The following is an 18,008-nucleotide window of genomic DNA, read 5'->3' on the forward strand; positions in this document are numbered from 1 at the left end:
ATCAATAGTTTGATTTCCAAGCTGATTTTTATTAGATGTATGATGACGGTCGAATGAGTTATATGATTGTTACTAGTTAAGATATCGGTGTTTCATTAAAGTTTTCAGCATATCAATTTCATATCTCAGACGCTTGCCGATTTCTGTATCTCTGACTTTTTTTCGCTCGAGTTCTTCGTCGACGATTCTTCTGACGGCGAGAACGTCTGACTCGTTTTCCAGTACCTTATCTTTTGAATTGAACTCCTGATGCGCTACCAGCTGCATACCGTATGAATTAAACAGCAATGTATAGCCGGCTATACCTGTTGTTGACTGATAAGCTTTAGAAAAACCGCCGTCAATTACAATTAATTTACCGTCAGCTTTAATCGGGTTTTCCCCTTCTTTTTCTTTCACAGGTGTATGGCCGTTGACGATGTGTCCGTGTTCAGGGTCAAGATCAAATTCCTTCAAGAATTTTTGTGCCATTTCCGGTTTTTCACGTAAAGAGTAGTATGGGTTTTTCACTTCTTTATGAGTGGCCTTATCACTGATAAAGTATCTTTCAAAAGTTGTCATCGCACGTTTTCCAAATAGAGAAGATTTTTTACCTGTCCATAAGTACCAGATTAAATCTGTTGCCAGATCTTCAGTATCGTCAAGGTGTGTAAAGGCATGGCGTAAATATATTTCGAACTGATCAAGCAGTTCTCTGCCGTAATACATTTCACCATTGATTTCCATACCCTCCATATCGCAGTTTTCAGTGACTGGAATACAGCCGTGAATTAAAAGATTGCCGTTATAACGTAAGTACAGACTGCCTTTTTTCATCATAAAATTCATATGGCGTTTCAATTTCTCTGACTGCTGCACCGAGATAAGCAGTGTATTCATCACGTCTGCTTCTTCGTCAGTCAGCTGGGATGGGTTATTTCTGTTTACAGTGCTGAAACAAGTATTTTCAAGCGGATAAGTTTTATCTCCGACAGTATATTCCATCGTGTCGTAATTAATGTTTTCCAAGACGAGACGGTCATCCATATCAAATGACGGCCGTCTTTTAATAATTGGTGATTCTAATTTGAACTGAATCATCGATATTGCCTGCTGCACTTTAGTCATCTGCAGCTGCTCATCTTCTGTTAAGGGCTTGCCGGACGTTTTCTTTGGATGAAAGGCCGGGTTATCATCATAATATTTATCAGCTAAAGTAAAGAGCGGTCGGAGATTAATACCGTACGCATCTTCAATAATATCGAGGTTATTGTAACGGGCACAAATCCGTATAATATTCGCAAGACAGACCTTTGAACCTGCATAGGCACCGAGCCACAGCACATCATGATTTCCCCATTGTATATCTACGGAGTGATAATCAATAAGCGTGTCCATAATTTTGTCGGGCTCCGGTCCGCGGTCGTATATATCTCCAACGACGTGCAGGTGATCGACGACTAAACGCTGTATGGTAAATGACAAGCCGGTAATTAATTTGTTAGCCTGGCCGAGTTCGATAATCTCGTTTAAGATTCGATCATAATAGCGTTTCTTATTATCGTGCTCATCTTTTTTATAGAGCAGTTCTTCAATAATATAGGCAAACTGGGGCGGCAGTGCCTTACGCAGTTTTGAGCGCGTATATTTTGAAGAAGAATGGGCAACCAGCTCGATGAGCTGTTCAATTTTAGATTTATACCATGCTGCTAATTCTTCTTTATCCGTAAACTGATTTTTAATCAGCGTGAGTTTTTCCTTTGGATAGTAAACGAGGGCAGCCAGCTCGCTGAGTTCGTCATCGGTCAGCCGGTCTTTGAAAATATCATCAATTTTTACTTTAACATTACCTGAACCATTGCGAAGTACATGCTGAAATGACTGGAACTCTCCGTGTAGGTCACTCACAAAGTGCTCGGTTCCTTTTGGCAGCTCCAGTATAGATTCTAAATTTATAATTTCAGTTGCTACTTTTTCTTCTGAATCAAACTTCTCAGCCAAAAGCTGAAAATATTGGGATTTATAATCTGTCGTCATATTTGATACAGTCACTGTCTAACACTCCTATAGTAAAGTCTCACATTATCTCTATTATATCCGTTACTGTATAAATGATAAATGATTGTATGAAAAAGTCGTATTATATTAGAGAAGTAACGTTTGACAGATTTTATCTGGACATGTTTGGCAGGGCAGACCGCCGATCTTTATAAAGCTTAAACAGGACATTATGACTGGGTTTCTCGACATAGTGCAGTATCAGATGTGCAAGAATCAGGCTGATGCCTATCGGTATAATTAAAAACACTTCATGCATGTAGCCCATTGATTCCAGCTTGTGAATAATAATATAACCAATGTTCTGATGAATTAAATACAGCGGGAAGGACAAGGCACCAAGATATACGAGCGTATCTGATTTCAGCCACTGCATTTTATCGTTTAAAATAAGATAAAATACGCCGATGAAAAATAGAGTGAACATGCCGTTAGTGAACCCTTCAAATGAAAAATCATATACGACGGCTACAAGAATCATTAACGTGTACTTTAAATGATTGCCGTGCTGCCAAATATAATAGAACATAATACCAATAATAAACATCTGGCAGTAATTGGACATTGAGAATTTTTCCAGCAGAGATGTCATTTCAGTATCCATGACCCCGTTTGTCAGCTGGATAGCTGCTGAGACCAGGAGCCAGAGGCCGGTGAAAATCATCACCTTCCGTTCCAGTTTAAAGATTAAAAGTATTGCCATTAAAAGATAGAAGGTCAGTTCAACACGCAATGACCAGTAAACACCGTCGACATTTTTAAAGCCGAAGAAATCCTGGAACATTGTAAGGTTAACGAGCATGTCGGCCGCACCGGTTTTCAAAGTGCCGAGCGAAGATATACCGACGACAGCAAAAGTGACAATAATAGCAAAAATATAAGTTGGATACAGACGGATTGCCCTTTTAGTTAAAAAATCGGACGTTGATCTTACCTTTAGGACAGACATGTAAATCACAAAGCCGCTGATTATAAAAAACAGCTGTACACCGTAATGTCCAAATGAAAATATTTCGATATAATTTTCTTTTATGTGTCCAAATTTTTCATCATATAAAATTATATAGTGATATAAAACAACAATTATTGCTGCGATGCCTCTTAATGCATCGATTTCTGTAAATCTTTTCTTTTCACTCATTATGATACTCCTCATAATCCGACAGATTTATATATTCTGCGTATTTTGCGGTGTGTTCTAATAATTGAATCAATATATAACATCACCCTTGAGAAATTCAAATAAAAAGCGGCTGGAAAAGAAAAAACTGTTCAGGATACTCACCCTGAACAGTTGATATTATAAATCATTTTCTTCTTTTTTCTTCGTCACATAGCTGAGTAAATCCAGCATAATCCGTGCTGCAGTTTGTCCGGTCATTCCGGTTAAATCGTAAAAGAGGCCAAATCGCCAAATTCTCCAATTCTTAATTCATAGTAACGCATACCGTTATTTTAATCTGTCCAATACTGTCTTATAACCTTCACTGCCGTAGTCTAGGCAGCGTTTTACACGCGATACAGTGGCGCTCGATGCACCCGTTTCTTCTTGTATTTTAGAATATGTTTTTCCTTCATCGATGAGTTTTGCAACTTGAAAACGCTGCTTCAATGCAACGAGTTCATTTGATGTGCAAATATCATCAAAAAATTTATAGCAGTCCTCTTTTGTTTCGAGTGACAAAATTCCATCGAACAAATCGTCCAGTTCCTGGCCTTTTAATTTGTCTATTTGCATAGCTTCAACTCCCAGTACTGATTTTAATATTACTTTAACATACTAAATCGATAAAGAAAATGGTTGTATATATAAATTATCTTTGTTACTATTTTAATTATTAAGTAATTCTTTATCTCGCTAAAGTGCTAAAGGAGAGTAATTATGACAAACAACATTTTAATTTTAAAAAGACTGGATCTCGGTCAGAAATATTTAGAGCAGCTCGACACTGCAGGCTACACACTGGTGGATATGAATATGATTGAGCCATTTTCTATCGATGATAAATACCACCATCCAACAAGTGTTGTTTTCGAAAGAAATAATACGATGTATGCCATACGGAGTGACTGGACACGTACATTGATGAACTTTAACAGCAATTATTACTCTGACGATATTAGATTCGGCTATTTTGGTCCTGTAGTGAGAGAGAATGAATCATTCTACCAGGCAGGTGTTGAATTATACCGGGCAAATGAAAAGGATATGATAGAAGCCGTGTTAATGCATATGAATTTTGTTGAGGACTATGCAGAAACTTCTATTAAAACTATGGTCATTAATAATGATCAGTTGATCGATTTATTCATTGAAAAATATCAGCTGTCAGAGGATATACGACAATTAATTTACAGTAAAAACATCTCAGAGCTGAGAAGAGTGCTCGGCAAAGATCATGATTTATACAAAATAATCAGTGCAAAAGTCAGTGATCAGTTCGATATGGTGAGTAAAATTTTTGGAGACACAAAAGCCATGCAGGCTATCGCTCATTTAAAAGAAGAAATTACCGAAGAAAACACTAAATTTATTTTAGATTTATCATTCCGTTCGCCCCAAAATTATTATAATGGTTTGTATTTTCAAGCATTTTTAAATTCAAACTCTCCTATATTGAGCGGCGGAGAGTATAACAGCAATGCATTCGGTATCGGTTTAAATTTAGCAGACGGAGGACTTATATGATTACAGTAGCTTTATCCAAAGGACGTTTATTTGATGATTTCGTGTCCTATTTAGAAAAATATGAGCTATATAAATACAGCAAAGTGCTGCAGGATGAATCCCGCACCTTATACACCATTGTCGATAATATCCGCTTTATTTTTGCTAAAGGTCCGGATGTTCCTGTTTACGTTGAACGGGGTGTGGCAGATATCGGCATCGTCGGCAGTGACATTATTGAAGAGGAAGTCTTCAGTTACTTAAATGTATCAGAACTGCCGTTTGGTAAATGCCACTTCGCACTGGCAGGCCCGCCGAATGTAGAACATTTCAATACGGTGGCATCGAAATACACAAATATAGCGAGAAAATATTTTAATACGCAGCAGCAGCCTGTCTCTCTGATTCATTTAAATGGATCTGTCGAACTGGCGCCGATTCTAGGACTGGCCGATGGTATTGTCGACATCGTTCAAACAGGGAATACGCTTCGCGACAACGGTTTGATTGAATACGAAAAAATTCTAGATGTTCAAGCACGTTTAATCGCAAATAAGCAGACTTTTTATACTAAAGAAGACAGCATCTATGAATTTTTAAGTGAAATTGGAGTGATTGAATGAACGCCGAAACTTTTAAGAAAAAATTTGTAACTTTTGATGATACAGACAAGGAAAGTCTAGAAAATGTTCTTTCTATTATAGAAGATGTTAAGAAAAATTCAGACTCAGCTTTAAAAAAATATACAGAACAATTTGACGGTCAGACGGTTGAAGATTTCAGAGTACCTGAAGAAAAACTTAAGAGGAGCTTTGAAAATTTAAGTGATGAAGAAAAGAATGCGCTGATTTTAATTAAGGACCGCATTGCTGATTATCAGCAGTCGATTAAATATAAGGACTATCAGGACGGTGAGTTCTCTTATGTTTATCATCCGCTGGAACGTATCGGTATTTACATCCCGGGAGGAACGGCATTATACCCCTCCAGTGTACTGATGTCAGCTGTTCCAGCAGCGGTTGCCGGCGTCAAAGATATCGTTGCAGTAACGCCAACTTTTACTGACGAAAACATTACATTAGCAGCACTTTATATTGCCGGAGTCACAGAGGTGTATACGGCAGGCGGCGCCCAGGCGGTCGCAGCTTTAGCTTATGGGACAGAGTCGATTAAAAAAGTCGATAAAATAACAGGGCCCGGAAATAAATACGTTGCTCTGGCAAAAAAACAAGTATTTGGCGACGTCGGTATCGATATGATTGCGGGGCCAAGTGAAATTCTTTTATACGTGGATGATACGGCTGATTACACAGCGATTGCCTATGATGTTTTTGCTCAGGCAGAGCACGATGTAAATGCCCGGACATTTCTACTGGCAGAATCATCAAATGTGATTGAAGCTGTACAATCCGAAATAGATCGTTTAATCGGTGAGCAGCAGCGTACGGATGTGATTCGGGAATCACTGAACAATAATCACTATCAGATTATCGACAGCAGAGAAAATTTGCTGGAGATAATTAACTATATTGCGCCTGAACACGTATCAATCCAGCACAGAGAAGAACAAGTTATCAGCAAAAATATTCGTTATGCCGGTGCGGTTTTTATCGGCAAATATTCTCCGGAGGCTATCGGTGATTATGCAGCGGGACCATCTCACGTACTGCCGACAAATCAGACGGGGCGTTTCAGCCACGGACTGAATGTCAATGACTTTTTAACGAGTCATGCAGTAATTCAGCTGAAAGAGGGAACATATAACAGTATTGCAGATGCTGCAAAAACTATAGCAAAAAAAGAAGGACTCTATGCACATTATGAATCCTTAAATATTAGAACGGAGCGATAAGATGATTAGTATGGATAGAAACACGTCACCGAAATCACCGCTTTCAAAAGCGCAGATTACAGATGCGGTGAATCAGACCAATATTGAATTGTATCCGGAAGAAGAACTGGACCGTTTTAAGTCACTCTATGCAAAAAGGAACGGCTTTAAGCCGGAAAATATTGAAGTAGCTAACGGCTCGGATGAATGGCTGCAGAAAATTGTAATGACACTGGGGAAAAATGGTGTGATGTCTCTGAGCCCGGATTTTGTAATGTATCAGGTCTATGCCAACCAGGCAGGATTCCGTTATTATTCAGTCCCTTCAAGAGAAGATTATTCATTTGATTATGATTTAGTCATCAATGAAATCAAGTCAAAAAAACCATCCTTATTTTTAATTTCTAACCCGCATAACCCTACAGGCGTACTGCTGCCGAGTCATTTTATAAATGATCTGTCAGATGCGATGAAATCTGTCGGAGGGACGCTTGTAATTGATGAAGCATATGGCGAGTTTGCACTGGGTCATCCGCTGCCACAGGGAGAGCATATCGTTATCGTCAGAACCATGAGTAAAGTGTATGGTTTAGCCGGTCTACGAATCGGTATCGCAATTGCTCAGGGTGAGACATATCAGTCGATTACGAGAATTAATCATCCATATCCTTTAAACAGCCTGTCTTTAAACCTCGGCAGTGAATTACTGAAAGATAACGAACAGCTGGATGACTGGTTCAGCTATCAAAAGCAGCTGCAGAAATCACTGGTTGAAGCCTTCGAAACTGTTAGGCGGCATGTGAAAATTAAACCGACGCATACGAATTTTATATTCATCTATGGAAGCAAGGCGAGAGATCTGTATGAATATCTTTATAAAAATGGCTACAGAGGCCGTGCTTATGATGAAGTTAACCTTAAAAATGCTGCGCGATTTTCAATTGTCCATGAGGATGAATATCCGAAGCTAAAAGAATTAATCAAAAAGTGGGGAGAGTCTCATGACTAGTTATGCTAAAAAGAGAGAGACGAAAGAAACGAAGTTAACAGTTGAAATCGATGATGAGAAAGATTTTAAAACATCTGAAATAGATACAGGGATCGGCTTTTTTGATCATATGCTGACCCTGTTCAGCTTTCACTCGGAACTGTATGTAAACATACAGGCAGAAGGTGATTTATACGTAGACGGGCATCATACGGTCGAGGATATCGGCATCGTTCTCGGACAGCTGATTCAGGAATTATATTCCGAAAAAGAAAGTTATGTGAGATACGGGGCGATGTATTTACCGATGGATGAATCACTGGCGCGAGTTGTGCTGGATTTATCGGGGAGACCGCATCTCAGCTTCAATGCAGAAATTTCTAAAGAAAAAGTCGGAGATTTTGATACAGAACTCACCGAAGAATTTTTTAATGCTGTGGCGATGAACGCGAGAATGACGCTGCATGTCGATTTATTAAAAACAGGTAATTCTCATCATGAGATTGAAGCGGTATTTAAAGGGTTTGCACGCAGCTTAAAAATCGCACTGCAGCCTTCAGACAGCGGTGTGCCATCATCAAAGGGTGTAATAGAATAAAGTCTTTAAGAATTTAAAAATGATGCAGGGGTGTTTTTAGAGTGAAGATTATTCCAGCTATAGATTTAATAGACGGACAAAATGTGCGTTTATCACAAGGTGATTATAAAAAGCAATCGCAAATGAAAAAGACACCGCAGCAGGCACTTGAATTTTACTCGGGCTACCAATCAGTCGAACGGATTCACGTCGTGGATCTGATGGGGGCGCTACATAAAAAAGCGGTGGAGTCGAATCTCGTCAGTGAACTGGCTGAACAATCAGCGCTGCCGCTTGAAATAGGGGGAGGCATCCGCTCTCTTGAAACGCTTAAAGCCTACCATGACATGGGTGTGGAGTATTTTATTTTAGGGACACGCGCCATCATAGATGTGCCCTGGTTAAAAGAAGCTGCTGACTTATTTCCCGGGAAAATATTCGTCGGTGTCGATGCTAAAGAAAATGATATTTATATTAACGGCTGGACTGAAAACAGCGATGTCACGATCGATGAATATTTAGCGGATGTGGAAGATATCGACTTAGCAGGTATTATTTACACAGATATCGACAAAGACGGTATGGGGCTCGGACCCAACTTTGAGAATACAGCAAGGATAAACAAACTGACCCGACACAAAGTTGTTGCCAGCGGCGGAATTAGAAATAAGGCAGATTTGGATGAACTGGAGACACTAGGCATAGAAGAAGCAATCGTAGGAAAAGCAAGTCACACTGAAGAATTCTGGGAGGGCATCAAATGAAGCCAAAAAAAATAATCGCATGCCTCGATGTAAAAGACGGCGAAGTAGTTAAAGGTGTAAACTTTATTAATTTACAGCATATTGGCAAGCCCGCTGAACTGGCTAAAAAATATAATAATGAAGGTGCAGATGAAGTGGTCTTTTTAGATATTTCTAAGACCCAGGAAGGTCACGATTTAATGCTTGAAGCAGTCAGTGACACTGCAAAAGAACTCTCTGTCCCGCTGACTGTAGGCGGGGGGATTCAGTCAAACGACGATATTAAACAGCTGCTGGATGCCGGTGCTGACAAAGTCAGCATTAATTCCGCTGCACTTAAAAACCCGAACTTTATCCGCCAGGCCAGTAAAACATTCGGCAGTCAGTCGATCATACTTGCTGTAGATGTAAAATATGATACTGAACTTGAAGATTATTACGTATACACTCATGGCGGAACAAAAAGAGCGGATAAGAAAGCTTTTGACTGGCTCGTAGAGGGTGAAGCGGCTGGAGCAGGAGAATTGCTGATTACCAGCATGGATCACGACGGAGTTAAATCAGGTTTTGATACTGAATTTCTTAAAAAAGCGGCAGAAATCGTCAATATCCCTGTGACAGCGAGCGGAGGTGCAGGAAATATCAGTCACTTTGTTGATCTGTTCCAAGAGACAAATGCTGCTGCTGGTCTGGCTGCTTCTATTTTCCACAGAGACGAAGTGAACATCAGAGATTTAAAACAGGAATTGAACCAGAATGGAATTGAGGTGGGTATGTAATGCAGCCGGATTTCAGTAAAAATAACGGGCTCTTGTCAGTTATACTGCAGGACAGCCATACGAAACAAGTGCTGATGAATGGATTTATGAATGAAGAAGCTTTTAAAAAAACAACGGCGGACAATGTTGTTTGGTTTTACTCGCGCTCTAAAGAGCGGCTTTGGAAAAAGGGTGAAACGAGCGGTAATATTCAGGAAGTCGTTTCAATGGCATTAGACTGTGATCAGGATGCACTGCTCATTCAAGTTAATCCCAAAGGCCCGACTTGCCATACCGGGACACAGAGTTGTTTTGGTGATGACTATTTCAGTATTCAGAAGCTGGAAAGCACTGTGCAGAATAAAATTGAGAATCCTAAAGAAGGGTCTTATACTAAATATCTTGTTGAAAAGGGACTCGATAAAATATTAAAAAAATGCGGCGAGGAAATGACTGAAGTGGTGATTGCTGCAAAAAATAAAGATAAGCAGGAACTAATCGATGAAACGAGCGATTTACTCTATCATGTTTTGGTTATGTTAAATAACGAAGGTGTTTCTTTATCAGATGTTGAAGCGAAACTTGAAGAAAGACACGGTGAAAAGCAGGACTACAGTGTTCGTGAAGACATTCAAAACTGGTAGAGTAAAACTTATAAAATATAGACATAATCCGTATGCGATGCTCTTCTGGAGCATCGCATACGGATTATTTTTTCTGACGGACAGAAGTTATCTTTTCGTCATGACCAAACATGCGCCGGCATATTTTACGTGCGTCGATCTGGTCCCTCGCACATATTTCCTTAACAGCCGTACGTCCGTTCTTTTCAACAGTAATTTCAAAACGTTTTGTACCGCACCTCATGTACACTCACCCTTAATTATTTCTCTCTAATTTCATATGCATATTTCAGCTGACTTATAATCATAATAAATCCGATGATTACAATACTGAAAATTTGAGATTCTTCCGTGATAAATGAATAGAAAATCATGAAGATGATAGCAAAGAACAGCATAGTGCTGGTCAGTGTCCACGAGCGGTATAGTGCTTTCGCCATAATGAATATCTCACCTTCATCTGAAGCGGCAAACAATTTCTCTGCGTATTTATTATCGGAAATTTCCGGTAAATCTTTATCCGGATAGATAATATTAACCAGTGCTGATGCCTGGAAACTCATAAACATTGAAACGAACACCAATACTATCGTCAGCGCGACAAGCCAAGGGCTTTCTGCAGCTAAGGCTTGAATTGCAAGTGCCATAAGTGACAATACTAATGGTACTGCTGTGGCAACTGTAACAACATTGAATGTATTATAGCTGTATACATCAAAGTCATCGTCATCTACTTTTCTATTATTATCTTTAGTCATTTTAATCAGTTTTTTGCGGCGTATAAATGCATATACAAGCAGTGCAGCAGCGAGTACAATCATTACGATACTCAGCCAGAAGTAGATAGTTTCCAATAAGCCCTCCGAATTTCTTCCGTAAAGCAGTTCCAGTGTCAGATAACCTGCGGCAAAACCGATTGCGGCATACAGCAGCATTTTTAATAAGAATTTCATTTATAACTCCTCCTCATCGAATATAAAAATATTCTCGATCGGTTCGTTAAATATCTTAGCCATTCGTTTTGCAATTAACAGCGATGGAATATACTCTTCGCGTTCGATTAAGCTGATTGTCTGCCGTGATACTTTAGCAAGTTTTGAGAGCTGGGTCTGGTTTAAACTGTCCCTGGCGCGCAGTTCACGCAGCCGTGTTTTCATTTGTCATAACCTCGCTTTGTAATTACAGGATACATATATGTTCTGTATTTATAATGTATCATATTATTGTCATTTTGACAAATATACTTGTCAAAAAGAAAACTAATATTGTCATTTTTAATTGTATTATTTGAAATGTTATATTTAAATAGTGAAATACAGGTTTAAAACTTGAGGGGTGAAGTATATGGGCTTGTTATATTTGGCCGGTGCTGTCGTTTCAGAAGTATTCGGCTCCAGCATGATGAAAGTGACTGCTGACAATTATTCAATAAAAGCAATCTTAGGAATTTTAGCCGGTTATATCTTGGCCTTTTACTTGCTGTCACTTGCCCTTCTGACATTACCGCTCAGCTTTGCTTATGCAGCGTGGAGCGGTGCAGAGACGATGCTGACGGCTGTTATTGGATTTGCAGTATTTAAACAGGAATGAATAAGATGAAAATCACCGGTATTATTATTTTAATTATCGGGCTTATTTTAATGAGAGTATAGGAGTAGAATAGATGAAAGCAGCTATATTTTTATTAGGCGCGATTATATTTGAAGTAATTGGAACAACTATGCTGAACTTATCTGATGGTTTTACGAATATATTACCGACTGTCATTATGTTTATATGTTTTGCTTTATCATTTGTCTGTCTGATCGGTGCACTGAAGACGATTCCATTAAGTATTGCATACAGTGTATGGGCCGGACTCGGTACCGCAGGTGCAGCAATTATTGGTATTTTTCTATTTCAGGAACAGCTGTCTGCAGTAAATATTTTGGGATTATTTGTCATCATATTGGGTGTTATTGTAATGAATTTTTCTAGTAAAGAGAAGAGAGAAATTCCGGAATGAACATAAAAAGCCGTCCTGATATCAGGACGGCTTTTTTTATAAGTCTAACTGTTTTTCAATATCTTTCTGTAAGGCAGTGAACGTGTCTTTATCAATCTCCAAAGCTTCTCCGCCTTCAGCAATACTCTTGATACTTTCTGTTTTGAACTGCCAGCCGGCGAAATCCCGTGCGACATTATCAAATGATGCAGGCAGGCGTTCATTGAGAATTAGCTGTGTACTATTTTCTGCGTCTTCAAGCAATATTTCCACCTCGCCGGTGTCCCATGTAAAATGTATAAAATTAGGGTTATCATAGCGGAGTACATCCATTTTTGCATATTCATCATTTCCAAGGTTAAACACCATGCGTTTTGGACCTTTAAAAGAGAGTTCCGGAAACCACTCCTGAATGCCTTTTGTTGTAGCGAGATGTGCGAAGATCTCTTCTTTGCTGCTGTTAATTTCAACCATCACTTTCTGATAAGCCTGATTGTCTTTAGTATGATATGAAGTCTGCATAGTTAAGATACTCCTTTATAATTTGTTAACGATTTTAATCAAGACGAACTGTAGCGGTACTCTAGCCCAGAGCAGCGGTTTTGGAACGTCGATATTACCGAGAGGCAGAGATTTTCTCGCCATATAAATGTTTGCGGGCAGTACGATGACTAAAAAGCTGTTAATTACAGACTTAAAAACAGTGCCCGGCCGTTTTAGGCACAGCAATATACTGATCATAATTTCCAAAACACCGCTTGCTTTCACTATAAATGTCTTGCATGGCAAGTAGCCTGGAACGATATTTGAAAAACCTTCTGTTCTTGTAAAATGCGCAATACCTGCGATGCCGAACACGGCAGCAAGTACATATCTCATTACTATTTTCATTAATTTACCTGCTTCCTAAAAAACGATTATTTATATTTACCCTGAAATTTATGAGTCACACACTGATTTTGAATATGATGAAATATTTTTAATGCGTGCATCTTTCTTGTGATTTTCAAACTCGATAAAGTACGCCCAATGATGTGTTTGTCCATCTGCTGTTATGACTGTGCCATTTGCGGCGCCTTCTTTGCCATGAGTGAGTATATTGTAAATATGAAGCGCTGTAATCTGCGAAGGCAGCTTCGGCAGAAGCATTTCTGTAACCAGCAGAGCTTCAGCTTTTTTATCGTTCATATAAGCAAGGATTAAAAAATCGCGTATGACTTCTCTTTTCGGTGCGTTATTGCAGCAAAGAGAACCGGAGATTAAAAAATCCGGCGAATAAGTGAGCTGTTCCTCTTCTTTAAATTTCAAACCGGATGTCTGGAGCGCATCTTTTAGAATACGAGCTGCTTTGGGACCAAGACCATGGAGTTTTAACAGGTTCTTCTCATCGAACTGGGTTAACTCTTCCAGCTGTGTGATACCGATGTGTTCAAGAGCACTTGCTGCAGGTTTGCCGATATTGGGAATCTGAGTCATAAGAACACCGCCTTAAAGCATTTTAATAATATTCAAGAAAATAAAGCAGGCAATAACAAAAATTGCCGCTGCAGATAGTTTATTGATCCAAAAAGTAATCGAGCCGTTTTTATCAATGCGGCCAATGATTCTGCCGATCAGAACAAGTATTATAAATGCCAGCCATGATACAAAGATGCAGGAAACAGTAAAGATAATCAGATTTGTCCCGGTGTAAGCTGTAGAGTTTGTTCCGATAATCCCTGCAGTATCTAATATGGCATGGGGATTTAATAAAGAAACTGAAAGTGCATACGCAGCCTGTTTATAAGGTGTGAGCAGAACAGGTGCATGAGATGACGTGTCAGCTTTAGTAAACCATAGAGAAACTGCTATGTACATTAAAAATATAAATCCAATAATATACATAGTCAGCTGCAGAGCAGGTATAGACAGAATAATTAAAGATACGCCAGCCACCGAGAAAATAATCAATAATGTATCACTGAGTCCGGCAGTCACAATGGCAGGCAAAGCATGGATAAATTTCTTCTGATTGGCCCCCTGGTTAATTAAAAAGACGTTTTGAGCACCCGGCGGCAGTATGAGCCCAGCTGATAATATAAAACCGTGCAGAAACGCGATAAGCATAATTTTGTCTCCTGACGTAATCATAAATAATGTTAATTATCCGTATATTTTACACACAAAAGAATCCAGAAAATAGTTTGTAAATCATGAAAACGTTTTCTATAATGAGGGGGGAGTGAGTAAAGAAATAGGTGCAGAAATATAGGTAAAGTTCAAAAATACTAGCACTTGGATTTTTACTATGGGATACTTATGGACAAGAAATGAATAAAAATTGGGAGTTGGAAAAATGTCTGCCAAAAACCAGACGAGAACAGAATTAGATAATACGATGTCAAAACGTTTTATATGGGCCATCGCTTATGGTTCATCGATTGGGTGGGGAGCGTTTATACTTCCGGGAGACTGGCTGATTTCATCCGGTACGCTCGGTGCGACGCTTGGTATTACAATCGGCGGCTTGCTGATGCTGATTATAGCGGTTGGCTACGGTGCATTAACAGCTAAATTTCCTGTTTCAGGGGGAGAATTTGCATTTACCTATGCAGGTTTTGGGAAATTCAGTGCCTTTATCGCATCATGGTTTTTAGTTTTAGGTTATATATGTGTCGTCGCACTTAACGCGAGTGCCTTTAGTTTACTGTTTAAGTTTGTATTGCCTGACTTTTTAGAAGTTGGTTATCTATATACGATTGCAGGCTGGGACGTTTATATAATGGAAGTTATTCTTTCTTCCTTAATACTTATAATATTTGCCTGGATCAGTATGAAAGGGTCAGGGTTATCAGGAAATCTTCAATTCATTTTCTGTCTATTTATGGCTCTGGTTGTGGCTGGTCTGTTCCTGACATCATTCTTTACTGGAGAATTTTCTCTGCAAAATGCTGCACCGCTTTTTAATGAAGAATCCGGTGTATGGACTTCTATTATTCTAATTGTTGCAATTGCACCGTGGATGTATGTCGGTTTTGATAATATCCCTCAGGCAGCTGAAGAGTTCAAATTCAGTCCTGACAAAACATTTAAATTAATCGTCTTTGGTATTATTGCGTCGATCTTAACTTATGTTGCTATGATTTTAGTGACATCATGGATATACCCTGACCAGAACGCTATGGGTGGTGCCGTCTGGGTAACGGGCTCTGTAGTCCAGTCTTCCATGGGAACTATCGGTATGGTGGTCTTGGCGTTTTCAATTTCATTTGGTGTATTTACAGGTTTAAACGGCTTCTATATGTCATCATCACGATTGATTTTTGCTATGGGGCGTGCAAACTTCGTTCCTGCTATATTTGCAAAAGTACACAAGAAAAACAAAACACCGCATTACGCTGTGCTGTTTGTTCTGATAGTATGTCTGATTGCACCTTGGCTTGGCAGAACTGCCTTGAACTGGATTGTTGATATGTCTTCAGTAGGTGTATCGGTTGCCTTCCTGGCAACGAGTGCAGTGACAGTTAAATTCTTCAGCCGCAGGGAACATAAAAATACGACCTATGTAATATTTGGTGCCATGGGTATTATTATTTCGCTGGTATTTTTAGTTCTGCTCTTATTCCCGGGTTCTCCAGCAGCATTATCGCTGCCGTCCTACTATGCACTGCTTGCCTGGATCATTATCGGGGCTATATTCCTGATGACCAAATACAAAACACTTAAATCTATGTCTAAAGAAGAATTGGATTATATGATTTTAAATAAAACCAGAGAAGAAGCAATGAATGAAACGAGAAAAGACGGGTAGAGAATAATATATTATATTATTCGGAGATGAGATAATGCTGAAAATTAAGCGTGTCTATGATGACGTTTCAGAACAGGACGGCAAACGTATTTTAGTTGATGGTGTATGGCCGAGAGGTATTAAAAAAGAAGATTTGCAGCACGATGAGTGGTATAAAGATATCGCGCCGTCAACAGATTTGAGAAAATGGTTTGACCATGATCCTGATAAGTGGGAAGCGTTTAAAAAGAAATACAAAAAAGAATTAAAAGAGCATCAATATCTTGTAGACGATATTAAAAAAGCTTCAGACGGTCATAATGTTACGCTGCTGTATTCTGCAAAAGATACAGAATATAACCAGGCAGCAGCTATAAAAGAATATATTGAAGATAAATAAAGAAAGACGGCATCGCCGTCTTTTTTTGTCAAATTTTTAATTTTGCTCTGAAACCGCGGGCGCCGTAGTATGAATCAGCACCGTTATGGTAAAGGAATACTGTGTTATATCTTTTATCGCAAAATAGAGCGCCGCCGAGCGCTCGTATATCTGAAGGTGTGTCGACCCAGCTAGATGACTTCAAGTCAAAGTCACCATACTGCTGAAGCTGTCTGTAATCATTTTCTGTCAGTAAATCTGCGCCAATTTCTTTTGCCAGATCAACAGCAGTATTCTCAGGCTTATGTTTCTTTCTGGCCTCAAGCGCCGCACGATCGTAGCATATGCTTCGGCGTCCTTTAGGACTTTCTTTTGAACAGTCTATAAAATACAGTTCGCCGTCCAGCGCTATAACATCAGGTTCGCCTTCTGTTGCTTCCATATTGTGCAGTACAAGAAGCTGCTTATCATTTAATTTTGATGAGATATCCTCAAAAGATATATTTTCGTGACGTTCTTTATGAGTATTGAAACGGGATTCTAAAGCATTTAGTAATTCAGCCTGCTCTGATTCATTCAATTTCTTTTTTAAGGTCATTGTCCATCCTCCAATTATCTGATTTAATTTAATCATACCATGTTACACTGGTCGTACAAAGATAATATAAAGAACGGAGAACGATGATGATAGTGACAACAGGCGGCCGCTATAACGATGAAACGCTCAGTAAAGCGAAAGATATCGCTAGGCGTTATAATATAAAGTTTGTAATGCGAAAAAAACGTGCGGTAGAAGAGATGAAGACCCATTACGATGACGATATTATAGTGGTAGGGAATGACGAGATAAGTATTTCGCCGAAAGAAAAAGTCGCTGTAAAGTATCATCCCAATTTTGCTTTAGTCCGTGCCAAACGTTTGTTAAATAAGGAAAAAGATGCACTTATTGAAGCGGCAGAGCTGGAGTCGGGAATGTCATTTTTGGACTGTACAATGGGACTCGCTGCAGACAGTGTCATTGCCAGTTTAGCGGCAGGACCAGCAGGTAAAGTGATTGCCCTTGAGCGCAGTTTTATTATATATCTAACCACGCGGGAAGGGCTGGCATCATACGATACAAATATAAAAGAAATTGATGATGCGATGCGCCGTGTCGAGACAATTCATCAAGACTATACAGACTATTTGAAAACATGTTCTGATAACAGTTTTGATATAGTATATTTTGATCCGATGTTCACATCCGAAATCAGCAGTTCTCAAAGTTTAAGGGCAATTGAAAAGGTCACGCATAATGAAAGTTTAAACAAAGAAGCTGTGGATGAAGCCAAGCGTGTTGCCCGTAGAAAAGTAGTACTGAAAGATCATTTTAGGAGCACAAGATTTGAAGAATTTGGATTTAAACAGCACATTAGAAAAACGAGTAAAGTACATTACGGTGTGATCAGCATGAATTCTGAGTTTGACTTTTAGAATAATATATTTTAAGATAAAATCAACTGAATAAGAAGTTCTCTAGGGTTCCGTTAAATTATTAAGTCTGGACCGAGAGAGGATGCCGGGCAGAAGTTCCGGTACACGGAAGGATAAAAGCCTGGGAGAGTAACGAAAGTTATTCTCCCGGGCCTTTTTTATTCTTAATCTTATGAGG

General features: G+C 39.1%; 24 protein-coding genes and 1 riboswitch. Of the genes, 13 read left to right on the forward strand and 11 right to left on the reverse strand.

The window, feature by feature from the left end; translation table 11 throughout:
* Positions 1 to 72: 72 nt before the first annotated feature.
* From IEU81_RS07645 to IEU81_RS07655, 3 genes are all read right to left on the reverse strand, one after another.
* A complete protein-coding gene (locus IEU81_RS07645) occupies positions 73 to 2,016 on the reverse strand; it encodes a fructose-1,6-bisphosphatase (protein ID WP_092596088.1) in 1,944 nt (647 codons plus the stop codon).
* A 133-nt stretch (positions 2,017 to 2,149) separates the two neighbouring features.
* The gene (locus IEU81_RS07650) at positions 2,150 to 3,178 is read right to left on the reverse strand and encodes an acyltransferase family protein (RefSeq protein WP_186089451.1); all 1,029 of its coding nucleotides are present in this window, start codon (positions 3,176 to 3,178) and stop codon (positions 2,150 to 2,152) included.
* Positions 3,179 to 3,487: 309 nt separating this feature from the next.
* Positions 3,488 to 3,775 carry a YerC/YecD family TrpR-related protein gene (locus IEU81_RS07655; protein WP_092595806.1) on the reverse strand — a complete coding sequence of 96 codons (288 nt, stop codon included), beginning with the start codon at positions 3,773 to 3,775 and terminating at the stop codon, positions 3,488 to 3,490.
* 144 nt (positions 3,776 to 3,919) lie between these two features.
* On the opposite strand from IEU81_RS07655, the gene IEU81_RS07660 reads away from it, so the two are divergent.
* The 8 genes from IEU81_RS07660 to hisIE are packed head-to-tail and all read left to right on the forward strand — an operon-like array spanning position 3,920 to position 10,246.
* Positions 3,920 to 4,726 carry an ATP phosphoribosyltransferase regulatory subunit gene (locus tag IEU81_RS07660; RefSeq protein ID WP_186089450.1) on the forward strand — a complete coding sequence of 269 codons (807 nt, stop codon included), beginning with the start codon at positions 3,920 to 3,922 and terminating at the stop codon, positions 4,724 to 4,726.
* Positions 4,723 to 5,328 (forward strand): ATP phosphoribosyltransferase, encoded by a 606-nt coding sequence (gene hisG / locus IEU81_RS07665; protein WP_186089448.1) that lies wholly within the window; start codon positions 4,723 to 4,725, stop codon positions 5,326 to 5,328. The genes IEU81_RS07660 and hisG overlap by 4 nt, the downstream gene beginning before the upstream one ends.
* Positions 5,325 to 6,557, forward strand: coding sequence for a histidinol dehydrogenase (gene hisD, locus IEU81_RS07670; RefSeq protein ID WP_186089447.1), 1,233 nt, complete (start codon positions 5,325 to 5,327; stop codon positions 6,555 to 6,557). The genes hisG and hisD overlap by 4 nt, the downstream gene beginning before the upstream one ends.
* A 1-nt stretch (position 6,558) precedes the next feature.
* On the forward strand, positions 6,559 to 7,545 hold the full coding sequence (locus IEU81_RS07675) for a pyridoxal phosphate-dependent aminotransferase (protein WP_186089445.1): 987 nt from the start codon (positions 6,559 to 6,561) through the stop codon (positions 7,543 to 7,545).
* The gene (gene hisB / locus IEU81_RS07680; protein ID WP_092595796.1) at positions 7,538 to 8,122 is read left to right on the forward strand and encodes an imidazoleglycerol-phosphate dehydratase HisB; all 585 of its coding nucleotides are present in this window, start codon (positions 7,538 to 7,540) and stop codon (positions 8,120 to 8,122) included. Before IEU81_RS07675 ends, hisB begins: the two co-directional genes overlap by 8 nt.
* 41 nt (positions 8,123 to 8,163) lie before the next feature.
* Complete coding sequence (locus IEU81_RS07685) at positions 8,164 to 8,865, forward strand: HisA/HisF-related TIM barrel protein (protein WP_186089444.1); 702 nt, start codon at positions 8,164 to 8,166, stop codon at positions 8,863 to 8,865.
* Positions 8,862 to 9,623 carry an imidazole glycerol phosphate synthase subunit HisF gene (gene hisF / locus IEU81_RS07690; RefSeq protein WP_092595792.1) on the forward strand — a complete coding sequence of 254 codons (762 nt, stop codon included), beginning with the start codon at positions 8,862 to 8,864 and terminating at the stop codon, positions 9,621 to 9,623. Before IEU81_RS07685 ends, hisF begins: the two co-directional genes overlap by 4 nt.
* Complete coding sequence (gene hisIE, locus IEU81_RS07695) at positions 9,623 to 10,246, forward strand: bifunctional phosphoribosyl-AMP cyclohydrolase/phosphoribosyl-ATP diphosphatase HisIE (protein WP_092595790.1); 624 nt, start codon at positions 9,623 to 9,625, stop codon at positions 10,244 to 10,246. Before hisF ends, hisIE begins: the two co-directional genes overlap by 1 nt.
* A 64-nt stretch (positions 10,247 to 10,310) precedes the next feature.
* Here hisIE and IEU81_RS07700 read toward each other — a convergent pair whose 3' ends face one another.
* From IEU81_RS07700 to IEU81_RS07710, 3 genes are read right to left on the reverse strand one after another with little or no spacing between them, the layout of a single operon-like run.
* Positions 10,311 to 10,469, reverse strand: a complete 159-nt coding sequence (locus tag IEU81_RS07700; RefSeq protein WP_186089442.1) for a hypothetical protein — start codon at positions 10,467 to 10,469, stop codon at positions 10,311 to 10,313.
* Between the two features lie 16 nt (positions 10,470 to 10,485).
* Positions 10,486 to 11,178 carry a DUF3169 family protein gene (locus IEU81_RS07705; RefSeq protein WP_186089441.1) on the reverse strand — a complete coding sequence of 231 codons (693 nt, stop codon included), beginning with the start codon at positions 11,176 to 11,178 and terminating at the stop codon, positions 10,486 to 10,488.
* Positions 11,179 to 11,382 carry a helix-turn-helix transcriptional regulator gene (locus IEU81_RS07710; RefSeq protein ID WP_026859462.1) on the reverse strand — a complete coding sequence of 68 codons (204 nt, stop codon included), beginning with the start codon at positions 11,380 to 11,382 and terminating at the stop codon, positions 11,179 to 11,181.
* A gap of 187 nt (positions 11,383 to 11,569) precedes the next feature.
* Between IEU81_RS07710 and IEU81_RS07715 the strand changes: the two genes are divergently transcribed.
* Both IEU81_RS07715 and IEU81_RS07720 read left to right on the forward strand, forming a co-directional pair.
* Positions 11,570 to 11,815: an SMR family transporter gene (locus IEU81_RS07715; protein WP_231957211.1), complete on the forward strand. Its 246-nt coding sequence runs from the start codon at positions 11,570 to 11,572 to the stop codon at positions 11,813 to 11,815.
* 73 nt (positions 11,816 to 11,888) lie between these two features.
* Positions 11,889 to 12,230, forward strand: a complete 342-nt coding sequence (locus IEU81_RS07720; RefSeq protein WP_186089439.1) for a DMT family transporter — start codon at positions 11,889 to 11,891, stop codon at positions 12,228 to 12,230.
* 36 nt (positions 12,231 to 12,266) lie between these two features.
* Here IEU81_RS07720 and IEU81_RS07725 read toward each other — a convergent pair whose 3' ends face one another.
* Genes IEU81_RS07725 through IEU81_RS07740 form a run of 4 tightly spaced genes read right to left on the reverse strand, consistent with a single transcriptional unit; the run spans position 12,267 to position 14,315 of the window.
* On the reverse strand, positions 12,267 to 12,731 hold the full coding sequence (locus tag IEU81_RS07725) for an SRPBCC family protein (protein WP_092595784.1): 465 nt from the start codon (positions 12,729 to 12,731) through the stop codon (positions 12,267 to 12,269).
* 15 nt (positions 12,732 to 12,746) lie between these two features.
* Positions 12,747 to 13,100 carry a DoxX family protein gene (locus tag IEU81_RS07730; protein ID WP_092595782.1) on the reverse strand — a complete coding sequence of 118 codons (354 nt, stop codon included), beginning with the start codon at positions 13,098 to 13,100 and terminating at the stop codon, positions 12,747 to 12,749.
* Positions 13,101 to 13,148: 48 nt separating this feature from the next.
* Positions 13,149 to 13,685, reverse strand: a complete 537-nt coding sequence (locus IEU81_RS07735) for a helix-hairpin-helix domain-containing protein (protein ID WP_186089438.1) — start codon at positions 13,683 to 13,685, stop codon at positions 13,149 to 13,151.
* Between the two features lie 12 nt (positions 13,686 to 13,697).
* Entirely contained in the window at positions 13,698 to 14,315 is a 618-nt protein-coding gene (locus IEU81_RS07740) for a LysE/ArgO family amino acid transporter (RefSeq protein ID WP_186089436.1), read from the reverse strand.
* A 229-nt stretch (positions 14,316 to 14,544) separates the two neighbouring features.
* Here IEU81_RS07740 and IEU81_RS07745 point away from each other — a divergent pair, with 229 nt between their 5' ends.
* Positions 14,545 to 15,999, forward strand: coding sequence for an APC family permease (locus tag IEU81_RS07745; RefSeq protein WP_186089434.1), 1,455 nt, complete (start codon positions 14,545 to 14,547; stop codon positions 15,997 to 15,999).
* A gap of 34 nt (positions 16,000 to 16,033) precedes the next feature.
* Positions 16,034 to 16,378 carry a DUF488 domain-containing protein gene (locus IEU81_RS07750; protein WP_092595773.1) on the forward strand — a complete coding sequence of 115 codons (345 nt, stop codon included), beginning with the start codon at positions 16,034 to 16,036 and terminating at the stop codon, positions 16,376 to 16,378.
* 28 nt (positions 16,379 to 16,406) lie between these two features.
* Here IEU81_RS07750 and IEU81_RS07755 read toward each other — a convergent pair whose 3' ends face one another.
* Positions 16,407 to 16,955, reverse strand: a complete 549-nt coding sequence (locus IEU81_RS07755) for a DUF4256 domain-containing protein (RefSeq protein WP_092595771.1) — start codon at positions 16,953 to 16,955, stop codon at positions 16,407 to 16,409.
* An 86-nt stretch (positions 16,956 to 17,041) separates the two neighbouring features.
* Here IEU81_RS07755 and IEU81_RS07760 point away from each other — a divergent pair, with 86 nt between their 5' ends.
* A complete protein-coding gene (locus IEU81_RS07760) occupies positions 17,042 to 17,830 on the forward strand; it encodes a class I SAM-dependent methyltransferase (RefSeq protein WP_186089433.1) in 789 nt (262 codons plus the stop codon).
* Between the two features lie 31 nt (positions 17,831 to 17,861).
* Positions 17,862 to 17,960: riboswitch (guanidine-I (ykkC/yxkD leader) on the forward strand.
* The last annotated feature ends 48 nt before the right edge of the window (positions 17,961 to 18,008 follow it).

Origin of the sequence: Jeotgalicoccus aerolatus (genome assembly GCF_014635205.1) — a bacterium.
Taxonomy (GTDB): Bacteria; Bacillota; Bacilli; order Staphylococcales; family Salinicoccaceae; genus Jeotgalicoccus; species Jeotgalicoccus aerolatus.

Coding starts and splice junctions, on each gene's coding strand:
- IEU81_RS07645 (WP_092596088.1), bottom strand. CDS start 2,016: ATGACGACAGATTATAAATCCCAATATTTTCAGCTTTTGGCTGAGAAG.
- IEU81_RS07650 (WP_186089451.1), bottom strand. CDS start 3,178: ATGAGTGAAAAGAAAAGATTTACAGAAATCGATGCATTAAGAGGCATC.
- IEU81_RS07655 (WP_092595806.1), bottom strand. CDS start 3,775: ATGCAAATAGACAAATTAAAAGGCCAGGAACTGGACGATTTGTTCGAT.
- IEU81_RS07660 (WP_186089450.1), top strand. CDS start 3,920: ATGACAAACAACATTTTAATTTTAAAAAGACTGGATCTCGGTCAGAAA.
- hisG (WP_186089448.1), top strand. CDS start 4,723: ATGATTACAGTAGCTTTATCCAAAGGACGTTTATTTGATGATTTCGTG.
- hisD (WP_186089447.1), top strand. CDS start 5,325: ATGAACGCCGAAACTTTTAAGAAAAAATTTGTAACTTTTGATGATACA.
- IEU81_RS07675 (WP_186089445.1), top strand. CDS start 6,559: ATGATTAGTATGGATAGAAACACGTCACCGAAATCACCGCTTTCAAAA.
- hisB (WP_092595796.1), top strand. CDS start 7,538: ATGACTAGTTATGCTAAAAAGAGAGAGACGAAAGAAACGAAGTTAACA.
- hisF (WP_092595792.1), top strand. CDS start 8,862: ATGAAGCCAAAAAAAATAATCGCATGCCTCGATGTAAAAGACGGCGAA.
- hisIE (WP_092595790.1), top strand. CDS start 9,623: ATGCAGCCGGATTTCAGTAAAAATAACGGGCTCTTGTCAGTTATACTG.
- IEU81_RS07700 (WP_186089442.1), bottom strand. CDS start 10,469: ATGAGGTGCGGTACAAAACGTTTTGAAATTACTGTTGAAAAGAACGGA.
- IEU81_RS07705 (WP_186089441.1), bottom strand. CDS start 11,178: ATGAAATTCTTATTAAAAATGCTGCTGTATGCCGCAATCGGTTTTGCC.
- IEU81_RS07710 (WP_026859462.1), bottom strand. CDS start 11,382: ATGAAAACACGGCTGCGTGAACTGCGCGCCAGGGACAGTTTAAACCAG.
- IEU81_RS07715 (WP_231957211.1), top strand. CDS start 11,570: ATGGGCTTGTTATATTTGGCCGGTGCTGTCGTTTCAGAAGTATTCGGC.
- IEU81_RS07720 (WP_186089439.1), top strand. CDS start 11,889: ATGAAAGCAGCTATATTTTTATTAGGCGCGATTATATTTGAAGTAATT.
- IEU81_RS07725 (WP_092595784.1), bottom strand. CDS start 12,731: ATGCAGACTTCATATCATACTAAAGACAATCAGGCTTATCAGAAAGTG.
- IEU81_RS07730 (WP_092595782.1), bottom strand. CDS start 13,100: ATGAAAATAGTAATGAGATATGTACTTGCTGCCGTGTTCGGCATCGCA.
- IEU81_RS07735 (WP_186089438.1), bottom strand. CDS start 13,685: ATGACTCAGATTCCCAATATCGGCAAACCTGCAGCAAGTGCTCTTGAA.
- IEU81_RS07740 (WP_186089436.1), bottom strand. CDS start 14,315: ATGCTTATCGCGTTTCTGCACGGTTTTATATTATCAGCTGGGCTCATA.
- IEU81_RS07745 (WP_186089434.1), top strand. CDS start 14,545: ATGTCTGCCAAAAACCAGACGAGAACAGAATTAGATAATACGATGTCA.
- IEU81_RS07750 (WP_092595773.1), top strand. CDS start 16,034: ATGCTGAAAATTAAGCGTGTCTATGATGACGTTTCAGAACAGGACGGC.
- IEU81_RS07755 (WP_092595771.1), bottom strand. CDS start 16,955: ATGACCTTAAAAAAGAAATTGAATGAATCAGAGCAGGCTGAATTACTA.
- IEU81_RS07760 (WP_186089433.1), top strand. CDS start 17,042: ATGATAGTGACAACAGGCGGCCGCTATAACGATGAAACGCTCAGTAAA.